This window comes from Pseudomonas sp. O230, from assembly GCF_045447035.1.
Lineage (GTDB): Bacteria > Pseudomonadota > Gammaproteobacteria > Pseudomonadales > Pseudomonadaceae > Aquipseudomonas.
The window spans coordinates 478,546-495,529 of sequence record NZ_JBJGXN010000002.1; the positions used below are offsets into that span (position 1 = coordinate 478,546).

The following is a 16,984-nucleotide window of genomic DNA, read 5'->3' on the forward strand; positions in this document are numbered from 1 at the left end:
ATTAAATCGGTCACATGCAGGAGCCGGCTTGCCGGCAGTGCTTTTCAGCTTACTCGGGCAACTCGGCCAAGCCATCTACATCAGTCATCGCCCGCTCCAGCAGGTCCGCCGGCAGGCTCTTGCTCGCCCGCGCGCCGAGTAACTTGAGTTGCTCACTGCGGCTGACCAGATTGCCGCGTCCTTCCGTCAGCTTGTTGCGCGCTGAGCTGTAGGCCTTATCCAGTTGCTGCAAGCGATTGCCGACTTCATCCAGGTCCTGAATAAACAGCACGAACTTGTCGTACAGCCACCCGGCCCGCTCAGCGATTTCCCGGGCGTTCTGACTCTGCCGCTCCTGCTTCCACAGGCTGTCGATGACCCGCAGCGTGGCGAGCAATGTGGTCGGGCTGACGATCACGATGTTGCGGTCGAACGCTTCCTGAAACAGCGCTGGCTCAGCCTGCAACGCAGCGGAAAACGCCGCTTCGATGGGCACGAACAGCAAAACGAAATCCAGACTGTGTAAACCGTCGAGACGCTTGTAATCCTTGCCGGCCAGGCCTTTGACGTGGTTACGCAGCGACAGCACGTGCTGCTTGATGGCGATCTGGCCGATGGCATCATCTTCGGCCGCCACGTATTGCTGATAGGCGGTCAGGCTGACTTTGGAGTCGACCACCACCTGCTTGTCGCCCGGCAGATAAATGATCACGTCCGGCTGGAACCGCTCACCGTCCGGGCCCTTGAGATTGACCTGAGTCTGATACTCGCGGCCCTTCTCCAGACCCGCGTGCTCGAGCACTCGCTCGAGAATCAGCTCACCCCAGTTACCCTGGGTCTTCTGCCCTTTCAAGGCACGGGTCAGGTTGGTGGCTTCGTCGCTCAGGCGCAGGTTCAGCTGTTGCAGGCGCTCCAGCTCCTTGGCCAGCGAGAAACGTTCACGAGCCTCGGCCTGATAACTTTCCTCGACGCGCTTTTCAAACGACTGGATGCGCTCCTTCAAAGGATCGAGCAACTGCCCCAGACGCTGCTGACTGGTTTCGGCGAAGCGCTGCTCGCGCTCATCGAAGATCTTGCCCGCCAGTTCGGCGAACTGTGCGCGCAATTCATCTCGCGAGCCTTGCAGGTCGCTGAGACGTTGCTGATGACTTTCCTGTTGCTCACGCAGTTCCGCACTCAGCGAAGCCGCTTGCGCGTCCAGGCGACGCAACTCAACGTCTTTGCCGGCGCGCTCGATGTTCCAGGCATGAGCGGCGTCGCGCGCGTCATCACGTTCGATCTGTAGCAGTTCGACTTCACGGCGCACGGCGGCCAGGTCTGCCTGCTTGGCGGCGTTGGCCTGCGCCAAATCAGCGATTTCGTCGCGAGCCGCTTCGAGTTGAGCATTCAGCCCGTCCTGTGCCAGGTTGGCCATGGCCAGACGCTCTTCCAGCAGTGCAACTGCTGACTGCGTGGTGCTCGCCCGACGCTGAAGTTGCCAGGCCAATACCAGCAACGGCAGCGCCGCACCCGCCAGACCGAGCAATATGCTGGTCAAGTCCATCGCCATAGCCAATCCTGCCCATTCGATAAAGCTTGAAGGTTAACCAAGGCGTCAGGTCTTGGACAGCTCAGTCTTCGACCAGACCGAGTTCCCGCTGAGCGCGCCGATCCCCGGCCCGCGCAGCCTGACGCAAGAGGTCCTGGCCAATTCGGCGGTCCCGGGCATTACCGCATTCGCGGCACATCAACTGGCCGAGACGGCTCTGCGCGGCCACCACTCCTTCACGCGCCGGCTGTTTGAGCAGACGCCCGGCGAAGTGTTTGACGTTGTGGTTTTCGCCCAGGCGCGGGCTATCGAGCAGCCACTCGGCCACGCGCATCGAAAAGCGCTTGGGTGGGGTAACACTGAGTGTCGAGGTTACGGAATCTGATACTGAGCGAAACTTCATAAAGCACTGTGGGGCAGATCGGAAGGCGCGCCACTCTACTCTTTTTTTCTTACAGGTAAAGCCTAAAAAAACCCGGCACGCCCGTCCTAGAGCAAGCGCTCGGGACAATCCACAGAAGCTGTGGATAACTCAGTGGACAACCGCCCTTGAACTCTCGCAAAGCCCTGTGGAATGGGGCTCGCAGTCAAACTGACGATTTTTTCACCAGTAAAAAAAACCGATGTTTTTCATTGACTTAAATTTTGGTTACAGGCACCCACTACGCTGGAGGGCCAGATGACAGCGGGGTGACAGTCCGCGCAACTTATGTGCACAAGTACCTTCCAGGCAGTTATATCGGTGCGCTTTTTCGGCGCATTTTTTTACCTGACTTGGGGATAAACCTTGGCGAACCCATGATCCAGGCCGATTCTGTACCGACGAACGTCGACGACCGACGGTCGGAATTTGTGCCATTACCGGGCGAAACCGGCGCTCCAAGGCCATCGGTGAGCACCAATCCGCGCACGAATGGCCATACCCTGGAGATGTTTTTGGCTAACACACTTCCCTTCTGCAATTCAATCCGTTAGTATCCGCGGCGTTAGTACCAAGCTGAAAGTCAATTCTGGTCGAACAAATCCTCCCGGTCAGCCTTCCCAAAGGAAGCCTCTACCGAACAAGCGGGATCGACCACCTCGATGGTTTCCAGGTAAACCTTGCGCCAACACAGCCTTTGAATCGAAAGCAAAGGGTGTTGCGAAGCTCACTTACTCTGACCGAACCAGCCTGCAAATTGATCAGGATCTTCACCCCGGGCCCAGAACCTTTGCCCTTGATGTGTTGCCTGCCCTCCTAAGTACCTACCTGCCAGCCCAAGCGCGCCAACTTAATCAGCGCTTCAAACTGGCTGCTTTGTTCCAGTCGGGTTCTTCGTTCGACCAATGGTGGTCGTCGTCACTGGAACGTTTTAATTTTGCACGGTTCTTATCCGTGTCGCTTGTAGGAACACCCAATAATGACTACTCAAATCCACACCCAGGATGCCATCCGCACCCTAACCAACGCTTTTGCACCAATGAACTGCCTGATCATGGCCGCTCGCAAAGGCTGCTTCAGCTTCACGCTGGTCAACGAACACGGCATCGCTCGTCACAGCGAACGCCTGTACCCCGATCAATACTCCAGCGCCGAGCCGCTGCAGGCAGTGATCGAGCGTACCCGTCAGGCACTGGTTGCCTGAGACGTCGGAAACGCTGAAAACCTCAAAAGCCTCGCTTGAAAAGCGGGGCTTTTTATTGCCCGATATTTCTCTTTCCGCAGCCGTCGCGTAAGCACTAACCGATATAACGGTTATAACTGGCTGCCGGAAATATTTTAAAAACAGTCCTTTACAGCACGAATATGACACTACACTTCAACTCAAGCGGCTTGAACCGCTTACGGCGAGCCTGAGTCGATCCACCCGCTGCCAACGCACCCTTCAGGACTCGCCGACCACTTCATGTTCGAGGGTTTTATGGGTATCGCTGCCAGCGAACTGTGCCGTTATGTGATCCGTCCGACGCTGATTTACCTGGGACGCCATAGCGCGACCGCCGAATCCCTGCTGCTGGGCATCGCCGCCAGTCAGTCAGCCCTTGGTTCCGCCCTGCATGACCGCCGTGGACACGGCTTGTACCGAATCGCCGAACCCCGCCATCAGGCACTCTGGGACCACTACCTGGCACTTGACCCGGAACGCGCAAGCCTGGTGCGCGGACTGGCCAGCCAGCACGCATTCCTCAGTGGCCCGCACCTCGAATTGACCGTCAACCTGCGTTACGCCACAGCCATCGCCTGGCTGCTGGTCGAAGAACAGAACACCCCGCTTCCCGAAGCAGACGACTTGCTGGGAATGGCCCGCATCTGGCGCCAGACCTTCCAGCCCCAAGGACGCCTGAGAGACTTCACCTACGCCTGGCAAACCTGCGTATCGCCGCTGAATCAAGTCGCCTGCTGAACCCCTCGCTGCAGAAGATCGCCCAACAGGTCGCGATTTGGTCGGATTGTCCTACAAAACCGCTCTAAATCAAGGCATACAGCCTATAGCGCTGGGACGAAAATGTTGGTAATTTTCGCCCCGGTGATCACCAGGAGTTCTAATAATGAAAAAAGTAATGCTCAAAACCACCCTTAGCCTCGCCGTTACCATGGCATCCACCCAGATCTTTGCAAGTGGCTTTGCCCTCAACGAACAAAGCATCAGTGGAATGGGCACAGGCTTTGCCGGGCGATCTTCATCTGCCGATGACGCAAGTACAGTATTTGGCAACCCTGCCGGTATGGCGCGCCTCAAGCGCGAACAAGTGACCGGTGGTGTGGCATTTATCGACGCGCACGCTGACATCAGTGATGCCAGCTCCCGCCCGAATCGTGGTACCAACAAAGGTGACATGGTCCCGTTCATGGGCGTTCCCATGGGTTACTACGTAAAGCCAATCGATGAGCAGTGGGCAGTCGGTTTCGGCGTCTACGCTCCATTCGGCCTGGTGACCGACTACGAGAACGGCTTCGCCGGCAAATACTTCGGCAGCAAGAGCGAAGTCAAAATCGTCACCCTGCAACCAACCGTCAGCTATGCCTTCAACGACAAGGTGTCGATCGGTTTCGGTCCGACCATCAACCGCATCGACGGGAAGCTGGAATCGAACCTGTCGCTGAACCCGCAGGCAGCGGACGGCAGCGTCAAGATCAAGGGTGACGACACCGCTATCGGCTACAACATCGGCATCATGGTTCAAGCCCTCGAAAGCACTCGCCTCGGCCTGACCTATCACTCGAAAGTGAAGTACAAACTCGAAGGTGACACCAAGGTCAACTACGGCGTGCTCGCGGCACTGGGCCAGAACCCGAACCAGAAGTTCGACGCTTCGCTGGACATTACCACCCCTGAGTCCCTGGACTTCTCGGTCACTCATCAGCTGGACGACCAGTGGACCCTCTACGCAGGCAGCACCTGGACTCGCTGGAGCCGCCTGAAAGAAATCACCGTCGAGAACGAAGGCGTTCCTGCCGCGTTGGCCGCCCGAGGCCTTGGCACCATCACTGAAGAGCAGAACTGGCACGACACCTGGGCTCACGCCATCGGTGCTTCCTATCAGTTGAACAAGCAATGGGTGCTGCGTACCGGTCTGTCCTTCGACCAGGCACCGACCAACAACCAAAACCGCTCCCCACGCATCCCGACGGGCGATCGCAAGATCTTCAGCCTGGGCGCCGGCTGGAGCCCGACCGACGACCTGACCATCGACGTAGCGTATTCGTACCTGCGCGAAGAGTCGGTCAAGGTCAACAACAGCAACGGTGCCCCTCGCAACCAGAGCTACAGCGCCAAGTATGAAAACTGGGCGAACGGTTTCGGCGTCGGTGCGACCTACCGCTTCTGAGGTGATTCACGGCGAGCCTGAACCCCTCGCCAACTGAATCAAAAAAGCCCCGCACTCCTTACAGAGGCGGGGCTTTTTAGTGGGCGTCGATCAGGGCTGTGAAGCCAGGGCTTTTTCCACGGCGGCGATGAATTCGGGATCGTCAGGCGTGGTGAGGCTGGAGAAGTTGGCGATCACCTTGCCTTTGCGATCGATCACATACTTGTAGAAATTCCATTTCGGCGCATCGCTTTGGGCGGCGAGGACCTCGAACAGATGAGTCGCATCGTCACCGCGAACTTTCTGCGGCTCGGTCATGGTGAAGGTCACGCCGTAATTCACATAGCAAACCTTGGCGGTTTCCTCGCCGTCCTTGGATTCCTGCTTGAAGTCATTGGAAGGCACACCGATCACCTCCAGCCCCTGCCCTTTGTAACGCTGATTCAGCGCCTCGAGGCTTTTGAACTGCGGGGCGAAACCGCAAAAGCTTGCAGTATTGACCACCACCAGCGGTTTACCGGCGAAGCGTTGGCACAGGTCGATAGTGTCCTTGGACCGCAGCTTGGGCAACGAACCTTCCAAAAGCTCGGGACACTCGGCCGCTTGAGCCAATCCGGTAAACGCCACCAGTAACGCGGGAACAGCAAACCAGCGCATCAGCATGTTCATGCATCCTTGAAAAAGTCGTCTGCAATGAACTTACTCGCCCTCACATCGTGCTAGCAAGCGCCCATGCCCAATTGCATCAACGCCAGACCGCCCTGATGCCAGCCCCACCAGGTCAGGGCCAGCAGCAGCACGCCACCCGCTGCCACGGCAATTCGTGGCCAGAGGCTGTTCATATCGCGCTCATCCGGGTTTGCAGGCGCGCCACCGGCCGCTCACGCACTGGCCAATTCAAGGCGGCTGCCAACAGGCTCAAGAGAATCGCTACTTGCCAGATCAAGTCATAGCTCCCGGTTCGGTCATACACCACCCCGCCCAACCAGCCCCCCAGGAACGACCCGAGCTGGTGGAACAGGAAAACGATCCCACCGAGCATGGACAGATTTCGTACGCCGAACAAGGTCGCCACAGTGCCGTTGGTCAACGGCACCGTCGACAGCCACAGGAACCCCATGGCCATGCCAAACAGATACGCCGTGGTCGTCGTCACCGGCGCCCACAGGAACAGGACAATGACTACGGCTCGCAGTAAATACAGGCCGGTGAGCAAACGCGGCTTGGACATCCGCCCGCCGAGCCACCCCGCCGTGTAAGTACCGAAAATGTTGAACAAACCGATCAGCGCCAGCACCGTCGTGCCGACCGTGGCAGGCAAATGCTGATCCACCAGATACGCCGGCAAGTGCACGCCGATGAACACGACCTGGAACCCGCAGACAAAAAAGCCGAACGACAGCAACCAGAATCCCGAATGGGAACAGGCTTCGCGTAATGCTTCGGAGAGGGTCTGCTCATGACCAAGGACCGGCAGCGGTTTGTCCTTGAGCATGCTCACCAGCGGCACGATCAGCGCCACCAGCAGGCCCAGCACCAGCAATGCCGCCGACCAGCCGAGCCAACCGATCAAACCCAGCGTGCCCGGGACCATCGCGAACTGGCCAAAAGAACCGGCAGCGCTGGCGATGCCCATGCCCATGCTACGTTTCTCTGGGGGTACCACGCGGCCAACCACACCAAGGATCACCGAAAAGGAAGTGCCCGACAGCCCGATGCCGATCAATAGGCCCGCGCTCAGCGACAGGGTCACTGCCGAATCGGACAAGCCCATGAACAGCAGGCCTATCGCGTAGAGCACGCCGCCGATCAGCACCACTTTCGCCGCGCCGAAGCGGTCGGCCAATGCGCCGGTAAACGGCTGCGCCAGGCCCCAGATCAGGTTTTGCAGGGCGATGGCAAAGGCAAACGTCTCACGCCCCCAACCGAACTCGGCACTCATCGGCGCCAGAAACAGCCCGAAACCGTGTCGCACACCCAGAGACAACGCAAGGATCAGCGCACTACCCACTAAAACCCAACCGCAAGTACGCCACATCGATGTCATTCTTATTCTCCGGTAGCGGGTATATACCCGCTTAAGATCGGAAAAACTGGCGTCAGGCCAGTTCGTCCAGCAACTTCAGCAAAGTTTCGCGTTTTTCGGCGCCCAGACGATCAACCAATCGCTGCTGCGCCGCCTCCCAGGCTGGCAGAGCCGCTGCCAGGCGTTCAGCGCCGGCCTCGGTCAACCTGACGATGCGGTTGCGCATGTCCTCGCCCTCGACCAGCATGACCAGGCCTTCGCCCTCCAGCACCCGCAGATTGCGCCCGAGGGTACTGCGGTCCAGACCCATCGCTTCCGCCAGGGCGGAAATACTCGGCTCATTCAGACGCTGCAGATTGCACAGCAAAGAATACTGGGCAACGTTGATTCCGAAGCCGTCGAGAGCGCCGTCGTAATGCCTGCTGACGCCACGGGCAGCGCGACGCAGGTTGATGCATAAACATTGGGAGTCAAGCATGGTGCGTGTATATACCCGCGAGTGTGTTAAATCAAGTTACAGATTGGCCGCTCAGCGCTTGCAGTGTCGGGCAGATCGCTATCGCGAGCAAGCTCGCCCCCCTGTCGGAGCGAGCTTGCTCATGATGAGGCGATAAAATTCAGCGCATTAATCATCTGACCAACACCAGACCCACTAACACCCCAACCTCCAGCAATTCCAGCAGCGCCCCCGCCGTATCGCCCGTCGTCCCACCCAGTCGCCGCAACATGACCAGCCGCAACCAGACAAACACCAGCGCCGCCAACACCAACGCCAAAACACCGCTCAGGCCTGCAATCAGCACACACGCCAATGCACTGGCCGCCAGCACCTGTTTACCGGCCGAACGCGGCAGATGATCGGCCAGCGCCTGCCCCAAACCACCGGCCCGCACATACGACGTGGTCAGGAATAACCCCAACAACGCCGCGCGTCCAATCAACGGAACGATGATCAGGAAAACGCTGTGCTGTTGTTCGATCAATGCCAGCAACGCCGCGAACTTCAGCAGCAACACCAAGACCAGCGTGACCACCGCTATCGGACCGCTGCGCGGGTCCTTCATGATCGTCAGCGTCCGCTCGCGATCGCCAAAACCACCGAGCCACGCATCGGCGCTATCGGCCAGGCCGTCGAGGTGCAGCGCACCGCTGAGCAACACCCAAACCGTCAACAACAACGCCGCGTGCAGCAACAACGGCGCGCCTGACAACACCCAGTTCAACCCCCACAGGATCCCGCCGAACAGCAGCCCCACCAGCGGATAGAACAGCAGCGAACGCCCCAATTTCTCGGGCGCCGGCATGCCCGGCAGACGAATCGGCAAGCTGCTCAGAAATTGCAGGGCGATCCAGAACGGCAACATGATCAGATCGCTTCCTTGAGAATGGCGCCAGGTTCGACGCTTAACGAAAACAGCGAACCATGGCCGACTTCAACGTTGAGCAACTGCTCGCGTGGCAAACCCCGCGCCTGCGCCAGCAACAAACGCATGACACCGCCATGGCTGATCAGCAACACACGTTCACCCGCGCAGGCCGCCTGCAAACGCCCGACCGCGGTCAGCACCCGCGTCGAAAAATCCGCGACCCGCTCACCCTGCGGCGGCGTAAACGCATAGGGATCGGCCCAGAACAAACCCAACGCCTCGGCGTCCGTTTCCATCAGCGCCGCTGCGCTTTGCCCTTCCCAGGCACCGAAGTGCAGTTCTTGCAGATCCTTATCCAGTTGCACCGGCACACCCAGTTGCGCACCAAGCTCTTCGGCGAACCGCGCACAGCGTTGCAATGGCGAACTGACCAGCCGATCCCATGGCCCCTGCGCGACCACCGCTGCGCGCATCTGCGCCCAACCTGTGGCGGTCAGTGCATCGTCGAGGCTGCCGCGCAAACCACCGCCGAGTTCGGTTTCGCCGTGGCGTAACAGGTCCAGGCGCAAGGTCATGCCGGACGATCCGCCACGGCGGCTTCAGCGAAGGTCGCCATTTGCCCGTGAAGGTCACACGCCAGGCGCAGCAACGGCACGGCCAACGCCGCACCGCTACCCTCGCCCAAGCGCAGGCCGAGGTCCAGCAAGGGCTCGGCGTGCAGGGTTTCCAGCACATGGCGATGACCCGGTTCGGCACCGCGATGTCCGAACAACAGCCACTCGCGGCAGTGCGGATTCAAGCGCACCACCACCACCGCGGCGACGCTGCAAATGAACCCGTCCACCAGCACCGCGACACCTTCCTGGGCACACGCCAGATAAGCGCCCACCAGTGCAGCGATTTCAAAACCGCCGAGGTTGAACAGGGTTTGCAGCGCATCGTCGCGCTGAGCGCTGTGCAAGGCTAAAGCACGCTCGATGACCTGAGCTTTATGACTGACACCCGCCGCGTTCAGGCCGGTGCCCGGCCCCGTCAGGTGCACCACCGGGCAATCCAGCAAGGCACAGGCCAATGCGCTGGCCGCCGTGGTGTTGCCGATGCCCATTTCGCCGCCAATGAACAACTGCGCGCCCGCTGCCATGGCGCGCTGCACGCTGTCTCGACCGGCCTGCAAGGCGCGTTCGCCCTGAGCTTGAGTCATGGCTGGGCCGTTAACAAAATTCGCGGTACCAGCACCGATGTTCAAGTGACGCACGCCCGGCAGATCCAACGACGGCGTGACCGTGCCGAGGTCGACCACTTCCAGGGACGCGCCGAGCTGACGCGCCAACACACTGATCGCCGCGCCACCGCTGACAAAATTGTGCAGCATCTGCCCGGTGACTTCCTGGGGGAACGCCGACACACCTTCGGCGACCACGCCATGGTCACCGGCAAAAATTGCGATCCACAGCTGATCCAGGCGTGGCTTGACCTGCCCCTGCAATCCCGCCAACTGCACCGCCACCGACTCCAGCCGTCCGAGGGAACCGGCCGGTTTGGTCAATTGCTGTTGGCGGGCTTCGGCCTGCTCGACGGCTTGGGCATCGATCGGCTTGCACGGGTTCAGCCACCAGGATTGAGTCATAACGCGGTTCCTTTCAGAGTCAGGGGCAGGCCGGCGACGGTCAGGACGACTCGCTGACAGCGCTCGGCCAAAGCTTGATGCAGCCAACCGGCTTCATCGACGTAGCGGCGAGTCAATTCGCCCAGCGGCACGACACCCATTCCGGTCTCGTTGCTGACAAAAATGATTTCACCCGGCAATTGCGCCAGGCACTCCAGCAGCGCTTCGCGTTCGGCCGTCAGACGCTCGGCGTCGTCGAGCATCAGCAGATTGGTCATCCACAGGGTCAGGCAATCCACCAGCAGGCAACGCTCGGCGCTGGCGGTTTCGCGCAGCACGCGGGCCAGCTCAACGGGTTCTTCGATCAGCGCCCATTCGACCGGACGACGGGCGCGGTGATGGGCGACCCGCTCGTTCATTTCACCGTCCAGCGCTTGGCTGGTGGCGATGTAGGTCACCGGGAGCTGGCTGTCTGCTGCCAGTTTTTCGGCCAGACGACTTTTGCCGGAACGGGCGCCGCCGAGGATCAGTTGCAGCATGGTTCATTCCTTAAAATCTTTGGTGTAGCGACTGCCGCCTTCGCAAGCAAGCCCGCTCCCACAGGTGATCGCATTCCAATGTGGGAGCGGGCTTGCTCGCGAAGGGGCCAGTCCGGTCAACTTAAATCCCGCAGAGCTCACGCAACAGCCGGGTATCGAGATGCTTCTCCACCAAATCCGCCAAGCGCTCGATATCGCGCTCACGCAACCCGTGGTAATCCACATCCTGTACGTCCTGCAAACCCGCCCAACGCAACAGCGCACTGCACGCGGCCGGCGATTCGAACAGGCCATGCAGGTAGGTGCCAAAAATCTGCCCGTCGCCACTTTGTGCGCCATCGCAGCGGCCATCGTCCAACTGCACGGCGGCGTTTTCCAGAGCCGGCCCGGTGGTCACGCCGGCATGAATTTCGTAGCCGCTGACCGGCGCATCTTCCAGCGCCAGGCGCCCGCGCACATTGCGCAACTGCTTCTCTTCTTCCAGTTGCGTTTCGAACGCCAGCAACCCCAAACCGGCACTGGAACCCGGCGCACCTTCGAGGCCCAACGGATCGTGCACCTGCTCGCCGAGCATTTGCAGGCCACCGCAAATACCCAGGACTTTTCCGCCGTAGCGCAAATGGCGGGCGATGGCGGTTTCCCAGCCGTTGGCGCGCAGGTACGCGAGGTCGCTGCGCACGCTTTTCGAGCCGGGAAGAATGATCAGGTCGGCGGGTGGAATCGCCTGACCGGGACCGATGAATTGCAGGTCGACTTGCGGGTGCAGGCGCAGCGGATCGAAGTCGGTGTGGTTGCTGATGCGCGGCAACACCGGCACCACCACTTTGAGCACCTGATCGGCCTTGTCGGTCTGGCGCTGATCGATGCCGTCCTCGGCCTCCAGGTGCAGGTCCATTACGTACGGCAGAACGCCAATCACCGGTTTGCCGGTGCGGGCCTCCAGCCAGTCGAGACCCGGTTGCAGCAGCGCAATGTCGCCGCGAAAACGGTTGATGATGAAGCCTTTGACCCGCGCCTGCTCGCTCGGCGACAGCAGTTCGAGGGTGCCGACCAAATGCGCGAACACCCCGCCGCGGTTGATATCGGCGATCAACACAACAGGGCAATCCACCGCCTCGGCGAACCCCATATTGGCGATGTCGCCGGCGCGCAGATTGATCTCGGCCGGCGAGCCCGCGCCTTCGACCATGACCACCGGATACGCCGCGCTTAGCCGCGCATGGGAGGCGAGCACCGCTTGCATGGCGATGGCTTTGTAGTCGTGATAAGCGACCGCGTTCATCGTCGTGACGGCGCGCCCATGGATGATCACCTGGGCGCCGGTGTCGCTGTTGGGCTTGAGCAGCACCGGGTTCATGTCGGTGTGCGGTTCGAGGTTGGCAGCCTGAGCCTGTACCGCTTGCGCGCGGCCGATTTCGCCACCGTCAGCGGTCACGGCACTGTTGAGCGCCATGTTCTGCGGTTTGAACGGCACCACGCGCACGCCCTGCCGCGTGACCCAGCGACACAACGCCGTCACCAGCGTGCTTTTACCGGCGTCGGAAGTGGTGCCCTGCACCATCAGCGTAGTCATCGGCTTTCCTTGGCGTAATCGGCGAACGCTTGATCGAGTCGGTCCCAGTCAGACTCTTCGCCGGGCAGACCGAAACGCAGGCTGCTGTTGTGGATGAACAACCGCAGCAGAATGCCGCGCCGGGCCATGAACTCATGCAGCTCTTCGGCGCGCTCGGTCACCAGCCATTGAAACAACGCGCAACCGCCTTGAGGTTTGAAGCCGTGACCTTCAAGCAACAGCGCCAGACGCTCGCTGGCTGCTTCGGTACGCAGACGCTGTCTGGCGTGGCCTTCGGTATCCTGCAAACACGCTTGGCCCAGCACACGAGTCGGTCCGCTGACGGCCCAGGGACCGACTTGTTCGGCGAGCAACTTGAGCAACTTGCGCTCCGCCAGCACGAACCCCAAACGCACCCCGGCCAGACCAAAAAACTTGCCGAAGGATCGCAGCACAATCAAGCCGACCAGATGGGCACACGGCGCCAGGCTCAACTGCGGCGTGTTGTCCATGAACGCTTCGTCGACCACCAGCCAGCCACCGCGTTGCGCCAGCCTGGAATGCCAGTCGAGCAGACGGCTCGGGGTCAGGCTCAGGCCCGTCGGATTATTCGGGTTGACCACCACCAGCACGTCGAGGCTGTCGAGGAAGAAGTCGACCTCCTGCTCCAGCACTTCACGCACGATGTAGCCGTTGCGGCGCCAGGCTTCGGCGTGCTCGGCGTAACACGGCGACAGCACGCCAACTTTGCCAACCCGACGCAAACGCGGCAGCAACTGGATCGCCATTTGCGAACCGGCCACCGGCAACACCTGCGCGGCACCGTAATAATCACAGGCGGCCTGCTCCAGACCGTCATCGGTTTCCGGCAACCGCGCCCAGGCGCGCAATGGAATGTCCGGGACCGGAAACGGCCAGGGCGCGAGGCCGCTGGACAGGTCAAGCCAATCGGCTTCGGCGATGCCGTATTCGAGCGCGGCCTTGCGCAAACGTCCACCGTGTTCAAGCATAGAATTCAGCTCCCACGCAGAGAATCAGCAGCCATAACCATACCCCGCGCTGGACCAATTGCCAGCCGCGGTCGATGGCGTCGGCGTCCGCCGGTACACCTTCGCCCAGCTGCGGACGTTGATGCAATTCACCGTGATAAATCGCCGCCCCGCCCAGCTCGACACCCAACGCACCGGCACCTGCGGCCATCACCGGACCGGCATTCGGGCTGTCCCAGGTCGGGCCTTGGGTGCGCCAGCATTTCAGGGCGAGCCGGGTTTTGCCCAGCAGCGCGTAGGTCAATGCCACCAGCCGCGCAGGAATGTAGTTGAGCACGTCGTCGATCTTCGCCGCGGCCCAGCCGAAACGTTCGAAGCGTTCGTTGCGGTAGCCCCACATCGCATCCAGCGTATTGCTCAATCGGTAGAGCACCACGCCAGGCGCACCGGCCACGGCAAACCAGAACAACGCGGCAAACACCGCGTCGCTGCCGTTCTCCAGGACCGATTCGGTGGCGGCGCGGGCGACTTCGGTTTGATCCAGTTCGCTGGTCTGGCGACTGACCAGATAGCCGACGCGTTTGCGCGCCTCGTCCAGATCATCGCTGCGTAGCGCCTTGGCGACCGGCTCGACATGCTCACCAAGACTGCGCAGGCCGAGGGCGCAATAGAGCGCGAGAATCTCGACGAGCCAGCCGACATAAGGCGCCCAGGAGAAAGCGGTGGCGAGCAAGGTCAGCGGCAACACCGCGATCACCCATGCCGTGACGCCGTGGCTACGCCAGCCGCGCCCGCCACCATTGAAACGTTGCTCGATGCGGTCGGCAAGACGGCCGAACGCCACCAGCGGATGCCAGCGTTTGGGTTCACCCAGCAGCGCATCCAGCGCAACCGCGGCGACACTCAACAACGCCACACTCATTGACTCACTCCCCAATAATTTTCGTACAACAATTCACTGAGCGGACGCGCTTGCGCCCAGCCTTCGAGTACCAGCATCGGCGCCGGATAGAATTCCTTGACCGGGCCAAGGCAAAGAACTGCCAACGGCTTGGCCCCGGCGGGCAAACCCAGCAGGTCGGCCAGGGCTTGCGGCTCGAATAGAGAAACCCAGCCCATGCCGAGCCCTTCGGCACGGGACGCCAGCCACAGGTTCTGGATCGCGCAGGACAACGAGGCCATGTCCATTTCCGGCAGGGTGCGACGGCCAAAGATGTGCCGCTCGCGATCGTCCATCAACGCGGCGACCAGCACCTCGGCGCAGTCATTGATGCCTTCAACTTTCAGCTTCATGAATTCGTCGGTGCGTTCGCCTAGGGCTTCGGCGGTGCGCATGCGTTCTTCTTCCACCAACCGCTGGATCTGGCCACGCAGGGTGCGGTCGCTGATGCGGATGAATCGCCAGGGCTGCATCAGGCCGACGCTTGGCGCCTGATGTGCGGCTTCGAGCAGGCGCCGGAGCAACTCCGGTTCGACGGTGCCGCCGCTGAAGTGGCGCATGTCGCGGCGTTCGGCGATGGCCCGATAAACAGCATCGCGCTCGGCTTCACTGAAGGCGTTGTCGGTCATGGCCTCTTCGCTGGCAAGCCAGCTCCCACAATTGATCGATGTGATCCCGCCCCCCCAGCGTCCGCACGGTCAGGCGCAAACAATGCGGCAACCGCTGATGGATTGGACGGAAAATAAAAATGCACATAAGAAGCGGTCATCCGCCCCTCCCGATAAACCGCTTCCGCCCCGCGCCCGCCATTCGGGCTGAGGCCACGGGCAATAGGCTCAAGTTCAGTGCTGGTCAGCGAATGGTGATAGGTGTGCCCGCGCAGCGAACCTTCCGGCAACTCGACCGCCTGCAACGCCAGCGCCGCCAGGCGCTTTTGCATCACCGCATCACCGCGAAGCAAACCGACCAGCTCAGCGCGCGTGCCTTCGACGTCGGTCAGCGAATCGAGCAAATACAACATGCCGCCGCACTCGGCCAGCAATGGTTTGCCCGCCGCGTGGTGAGCGCGAATGGCGTTGAGCATTTGACTGTTCCGTGACAGCGCCACATGGTGCAATTCCGGGTAGCCGCCCGGCAGATAGAGGCTGTCAGCCGCCGGCAATTGCGTGTCGCGGATCGGCGAGAAAAATGACAATTCGGCGCCCATGGCTCGCAGCAGATCCAGGCTCGCGCCGTAGGTGAAGGCGAAGGCTTCATCACGGGCCACGGCGATGCGCACACCTTTGAGCAACGGCTCGGCAGTGATCACATCCGGCGCGGCGAATTCGACCGCCGGTGGCAGCGCGACCTCGCAACTGCTGGCCAGCGCGTTGGCGGCTGCGTCGAGGCGATGATCGAGATCGTTCAACTCGCTGGCCTGAACCAGACCGAGGTGCCGACTCGGCAATTCGATCCCGGTTTCCCGGGACAAGGCGCCGTACCAGCGCAAACCTTCAGTGAGGCTGCCTTCTAGCAATTGCGCATGCCGCAAGGTGCCGACGCGGTTGGCCAGCACCCCGGCGAACGGCAAGTCCGGCTGATACTTCGCCAGCCCCAACGCAAGCGCGCCGAAGGTCTGCGCCATCGCCGTGCCGTCGATCACCCCGAGCACCGGCACACCGAAGTGCCGCGCCAGGTCAGCGCTCGACGGCGTGCCGTCGAACAGCCCCATGACGCCTTCGATCAGGATCAGATCCGCTTCACCGGCGGCTTCCCACAACAGTCGACGACTTTCCTGCTCGCCGACCATCCACATGTCCAGTTGATACACCGGTGCACCGCTGGCGCGCTCGAGAATCATCGGATCGAGAAAGTCCGGGCCGCATTTGAACACGCGGACCTTGCGCCCCTGATTGCGATGCAAACGGGCCAGCGCAGCGGTGACGGTGGTCTTGCCCTGTCCGGAGGCCGGCGCGGCAATCAAGACCGCCGGGCAATGACGTGGTTGATTCACAGCTCGACGCCTTTTTGCGCTTTGATCCCGGCCTGGAACGCATGCTTGATCACGCCCATTTCGGTGACGGTGTCAGCCAGCTCGATCATTTCCGGCTTGGCGCCGCGACCGGTGACGACCACGTGTTGCATCGGCGGACGTGCCTGCAAGTCACTGAGCACCTGATCGAGATCGAGGTAACCGTGCTTGAGGGCGATGTTCAGTTCATCGAGCACCACCAGGCCGATCGAGGGATCGCGTAGCAGTTCGCGGGACACTTCCCACGCCGCTTCGGCGGCGGCGATGTCGCGCTGGCGATCCTGGGTCTCCCAGGTAAAACCCTCGCCCATCACATGAAACCGTACCTGCTCCGGGAAACGCCGGAAGAACAACTCTTCGCCCGTGCTGTTGCGCCCCTTGATGAACTGCACCACGCCACACTGCATGCCATGGCCCAACGAGCGGGCGAGCATGCCGAACGCCGAGCTGCTTTTGCCTTTGCCGTTGCCGGTCAGCACCAGCAGCAGGCCGCATTCATTCGGGGAGTTGGCGATGCGTTCGTCGATCACGGCTTTTTTGCGCAGCATGCGCGCCAGATGGCGTTCGTCACGATCGGGGGTATCAGTCATGGGGAGCTCTCCGTTGAGGCTGGATAACGGCGGGCAGGCACAAGAATAGACGGCAAGAAGCCTGGCAT

General features: G+C 61.1%; 19 protein-coding genes. 3 read left to right on the plus strand and 16 right to left on the minus strand.

Features of this window, described 5'->3' with window-relative positions:
- Window positions 1-49 precede the first annotated feature (49 nt).
- Together rmuC and ACI77H_RS05505 are read right to left on the minus strand one after the other, a co-directional pair.
- A complete protein-coding gene (gene rmuC, locus ACI77H_RS05500; RefSeq protein WP_407011044.1) occupies window positions 50-1,414 on the minus strand; it encodes a DNA recombination protein RmuC in 1,365 nt (454 codons plus the stop codon).
- 175 nt (window positions 1,415-1,589) lie between these two features.
- Entirely contained in the window at window positions 1,590-1,910 is a 321-nt protein-coding gene (locus tag ACI77H_RS05505; RefSeq protein ID WP_407010794.1) for a sel1 repeat family protein, read from the minus strand.
- A gap of 997 nt (window positions 1,911-2,907) precedes the next feature.
- Here ACI77H_RS05505 and ACI77H_RS05510 point away from each other — a divergent pair.
- From ACI77H_RS05510 to ACI77H_RS05520, 3 genes are all read left to right on the plus strand, one after another.
- The gene (locus tag ACI77H_RS05510) at window positions 2,908-3,132 is read left to right on the plus strand and encodes a hypothetical protein (RefSeq protein ID WP_008031832.1); all 225 of its coding nucleotides are present in this window, start codon (window positions 2,908-2,910) and stop codon (window positions 3,130-3,132) included.
- A gap of 276 nt (window positions 3,133-3,408) precedes the next feature.
- The gene (locus tag ACI77H_RS05515) at window positions 3,409-3,891 is read left to right on the plus strand and encodes a hypothetical protein (RefSeq protein WP_008033583.1); all 483 of its coding nucleotides are present in this window, start codon (window positions 3,409-3,411) and stop codon (window positions 3,889-3,891) included.
- A 145-nt stretch (window positions 3,892-4,036) separates the two neighbouring features.
- Window positions 4,037-5,317 carry an OmpP1/FadL family transporter gene (locus ACI77H_RS05520; RefSeq protein ID WP_407010796.1) on the plus strand — a complete coding sequence of 427 codons (1,281 nt, stop codon included), beginning with the start codon at window positions 4,037-4,039 and terminating at the stop codon, window positions 5,315-5,317.
- 90 nt (window positions 5,318-5,407) lie between these two features.
- Here the strand turns inward: ACI77H_RS05520 and ACI77H_RS05525 are convergent, their stop codons facing one another.
- From ACI77H_RS05525 to cobO, 14 genes are all read right to left on the minus strand, one after another.
- Window positions 5,408-5,959, minus strand: coding sequence for a glutathione peroxidase (locus ACI77H_RS05525; protein WP_407010797.1), 552 nt, complete (start codon window positions 5,957-5,959; stop codon window positions 5,408-5,410).
- A gap of 56 nt (window positions 5,960-6,015) precedes the next feature.
- Window positions 6,016-6,138 (minus strand): hypothetical protein, encoded by a 123-nt coding sequence (locus tag ACI77H_RS05530; RefSeq protein WP_407010798.1) that lies wholly within the window; start codon window positions 6,136-6,138, stop codon window positions 6,016-6,018.
- Window positions 6,135-7,343, minus strand: a complete 1,209-nt coding sequence (locus tag ACI77H_RS05535) for an MFS transporter (RefSeq protein ID WP_407010799.1) — start codon at window positions 7,341-7,343, stop codon at window positions 6,135-6,137. The genes ACI77H_RS05530 and ACI77H_RS05535 overlap by 4 nt, the downstream gene beginning before the upstream one ends.
- Window positions 7,344-7,395: 52 nt before the next feature.
- The gene (locus ACI77H_RS05540) at window positions 7,396-7,800 is read right to left on the minus strand and encodes a MarR family winged helix-turn-helix transcriptional regulator (RefSeq protein WP_407010800.1); all 405 of its coding nucleotides are present in this window, start codon (window positions 7,798-7,800) and stop codon (window positions 7,396-7,398) included.
- 151 nt (window positions 7,801-7,951) lie between these two features.
- On the minus strand, window positions 7,952-8,686 hold the full coding sequence (locus ACI77H_RS05545) for an adenosylcobinamide-GDP ribazoletransferase (RefSeq protein WP_407010801.1): 735 nt from the start codon (window positions 8,684-8,686) through the stop codon (window positions 7,952-7,954).
- A 2-nt stretch (window positions 8,687-8,688) separates the two neighbouring features.
- Window positions 8,689-9,264, minus strand: a complete 576-nt coding sequence (gene cobC, locus ACI77H_RS05550; RefSeq protein WP_407010802.1) for an alpha-ribazole phosphatase family protein — start codon at window positions 9,262-9,264, stop codon at window positions 8,689-8,691.
- A complete protein-coding gene (gene cobT / locus ACI77H_RS05555; protein ID WP_407010804.1) occupies window positions 9,261-10,316 on the minus strand; it encodes a nicotinate-nucleotide--dimethylbenzimidazole phosphoribosyltransferase in 1,056 nt (351 codons plus the stop codon). Before cobT ends, cobC begins: the two co-directional genes overlap by 4 nt.
- A complete protein-coding gene (gene cobU, locus ACI77H_RS05560; RefSeq protein WP_407010806.1) occupies window positions 10,313-10,834 on the minus strand; it encodes a bifunctional adenosylcobinamide kinase/adenosylcobinamide-phosphate guanylyltransferase in 522 nt (173 codons plus the stop codon). Before cobU ends, cobT begins: the two co-directional genes overlap by 4 nt.
- 121 nt (window positions 10,835-10,955) lie before the next feature.
- Entirely contained in the window at window positions 10,956-12,407 is a 1,452-nt protein-coding gene (locus tag ACI77H_RS05565; protein ID WP_407010808.1) for a cobyric acid synthase, read from the minus strand.
- Window positions 12,404-13,396, minus strand: a complete 993-nt coding sequence (gene cobD, locus ACI77H_RS05570; protein WP_407010810.1) for a threonine-phosphate decarboxylase CobD — start codon at window positions 13,394-13,396, stop codon at window positions 12,404-12,406. The genes ACI77H_RS05565 and cobD overlap by 4 nt, the downstream gene beginning before the upstream one ends.
- Window positions 13,389-14,297 carry an adenosylcobinamide-phosphate synthase CbiB gene (gene cbiB, locus ACI77H_RS05575; protein WP_407010812.1) on the minus strand — a complete coding sequence of 303 codons (909 nt, stop codon included), beginning with the start codon at window positions 14,295-14,297 and terminating at the stop codon, window positions 13,389-13,391. The genes cobD and cbiB overlap by 8 nt, the downstream gene beginning before the upstream one ends.
- Complete coding sequence (gene bluB, locus ACI77H_RS05580; protein WP_407010814.1) at window positions 14,294-14,944, minus strand: 5,6-dimethylbenzimidazole synthase; 651 nt, start codon at window positions 14,942-14,944, stop codon at window positions 14,294-14,296. Before bluB ends, cbiB begins: the two co-directional genes overlap by 4 nt.
- Entirely contained in the window at window positions 14,941-16,308 is a 1,368-nt protein-coding gene (locus tag ACI77H_RS05585; protein ID WP_407010816.1) for a cobyrinate a,c-diamide synthase, read from the minus strand. The genes bluB and ACI77H_RS05585 overlap by 4 nt, the downstream gene beginning before the upstream one ends.
- Window positions 16,305-16,916, minus strand: a complete 612-nt coding sequence (gene cobO, locus ACI77H_RS05590; protein ID WP_407010818.1) for a cob(I)yrinic acid a,c-diamide adenosyltransferase — start codon at window positions 16,914-16,916, stop codon at window positions 16,305-16,307. Before cobO ends, ACI77H_RS05585 begins: the two co-directional genes overlap by 4 nt.
- Window positions 16,917-16,984 lie beyond the last annotated feature (68 nt).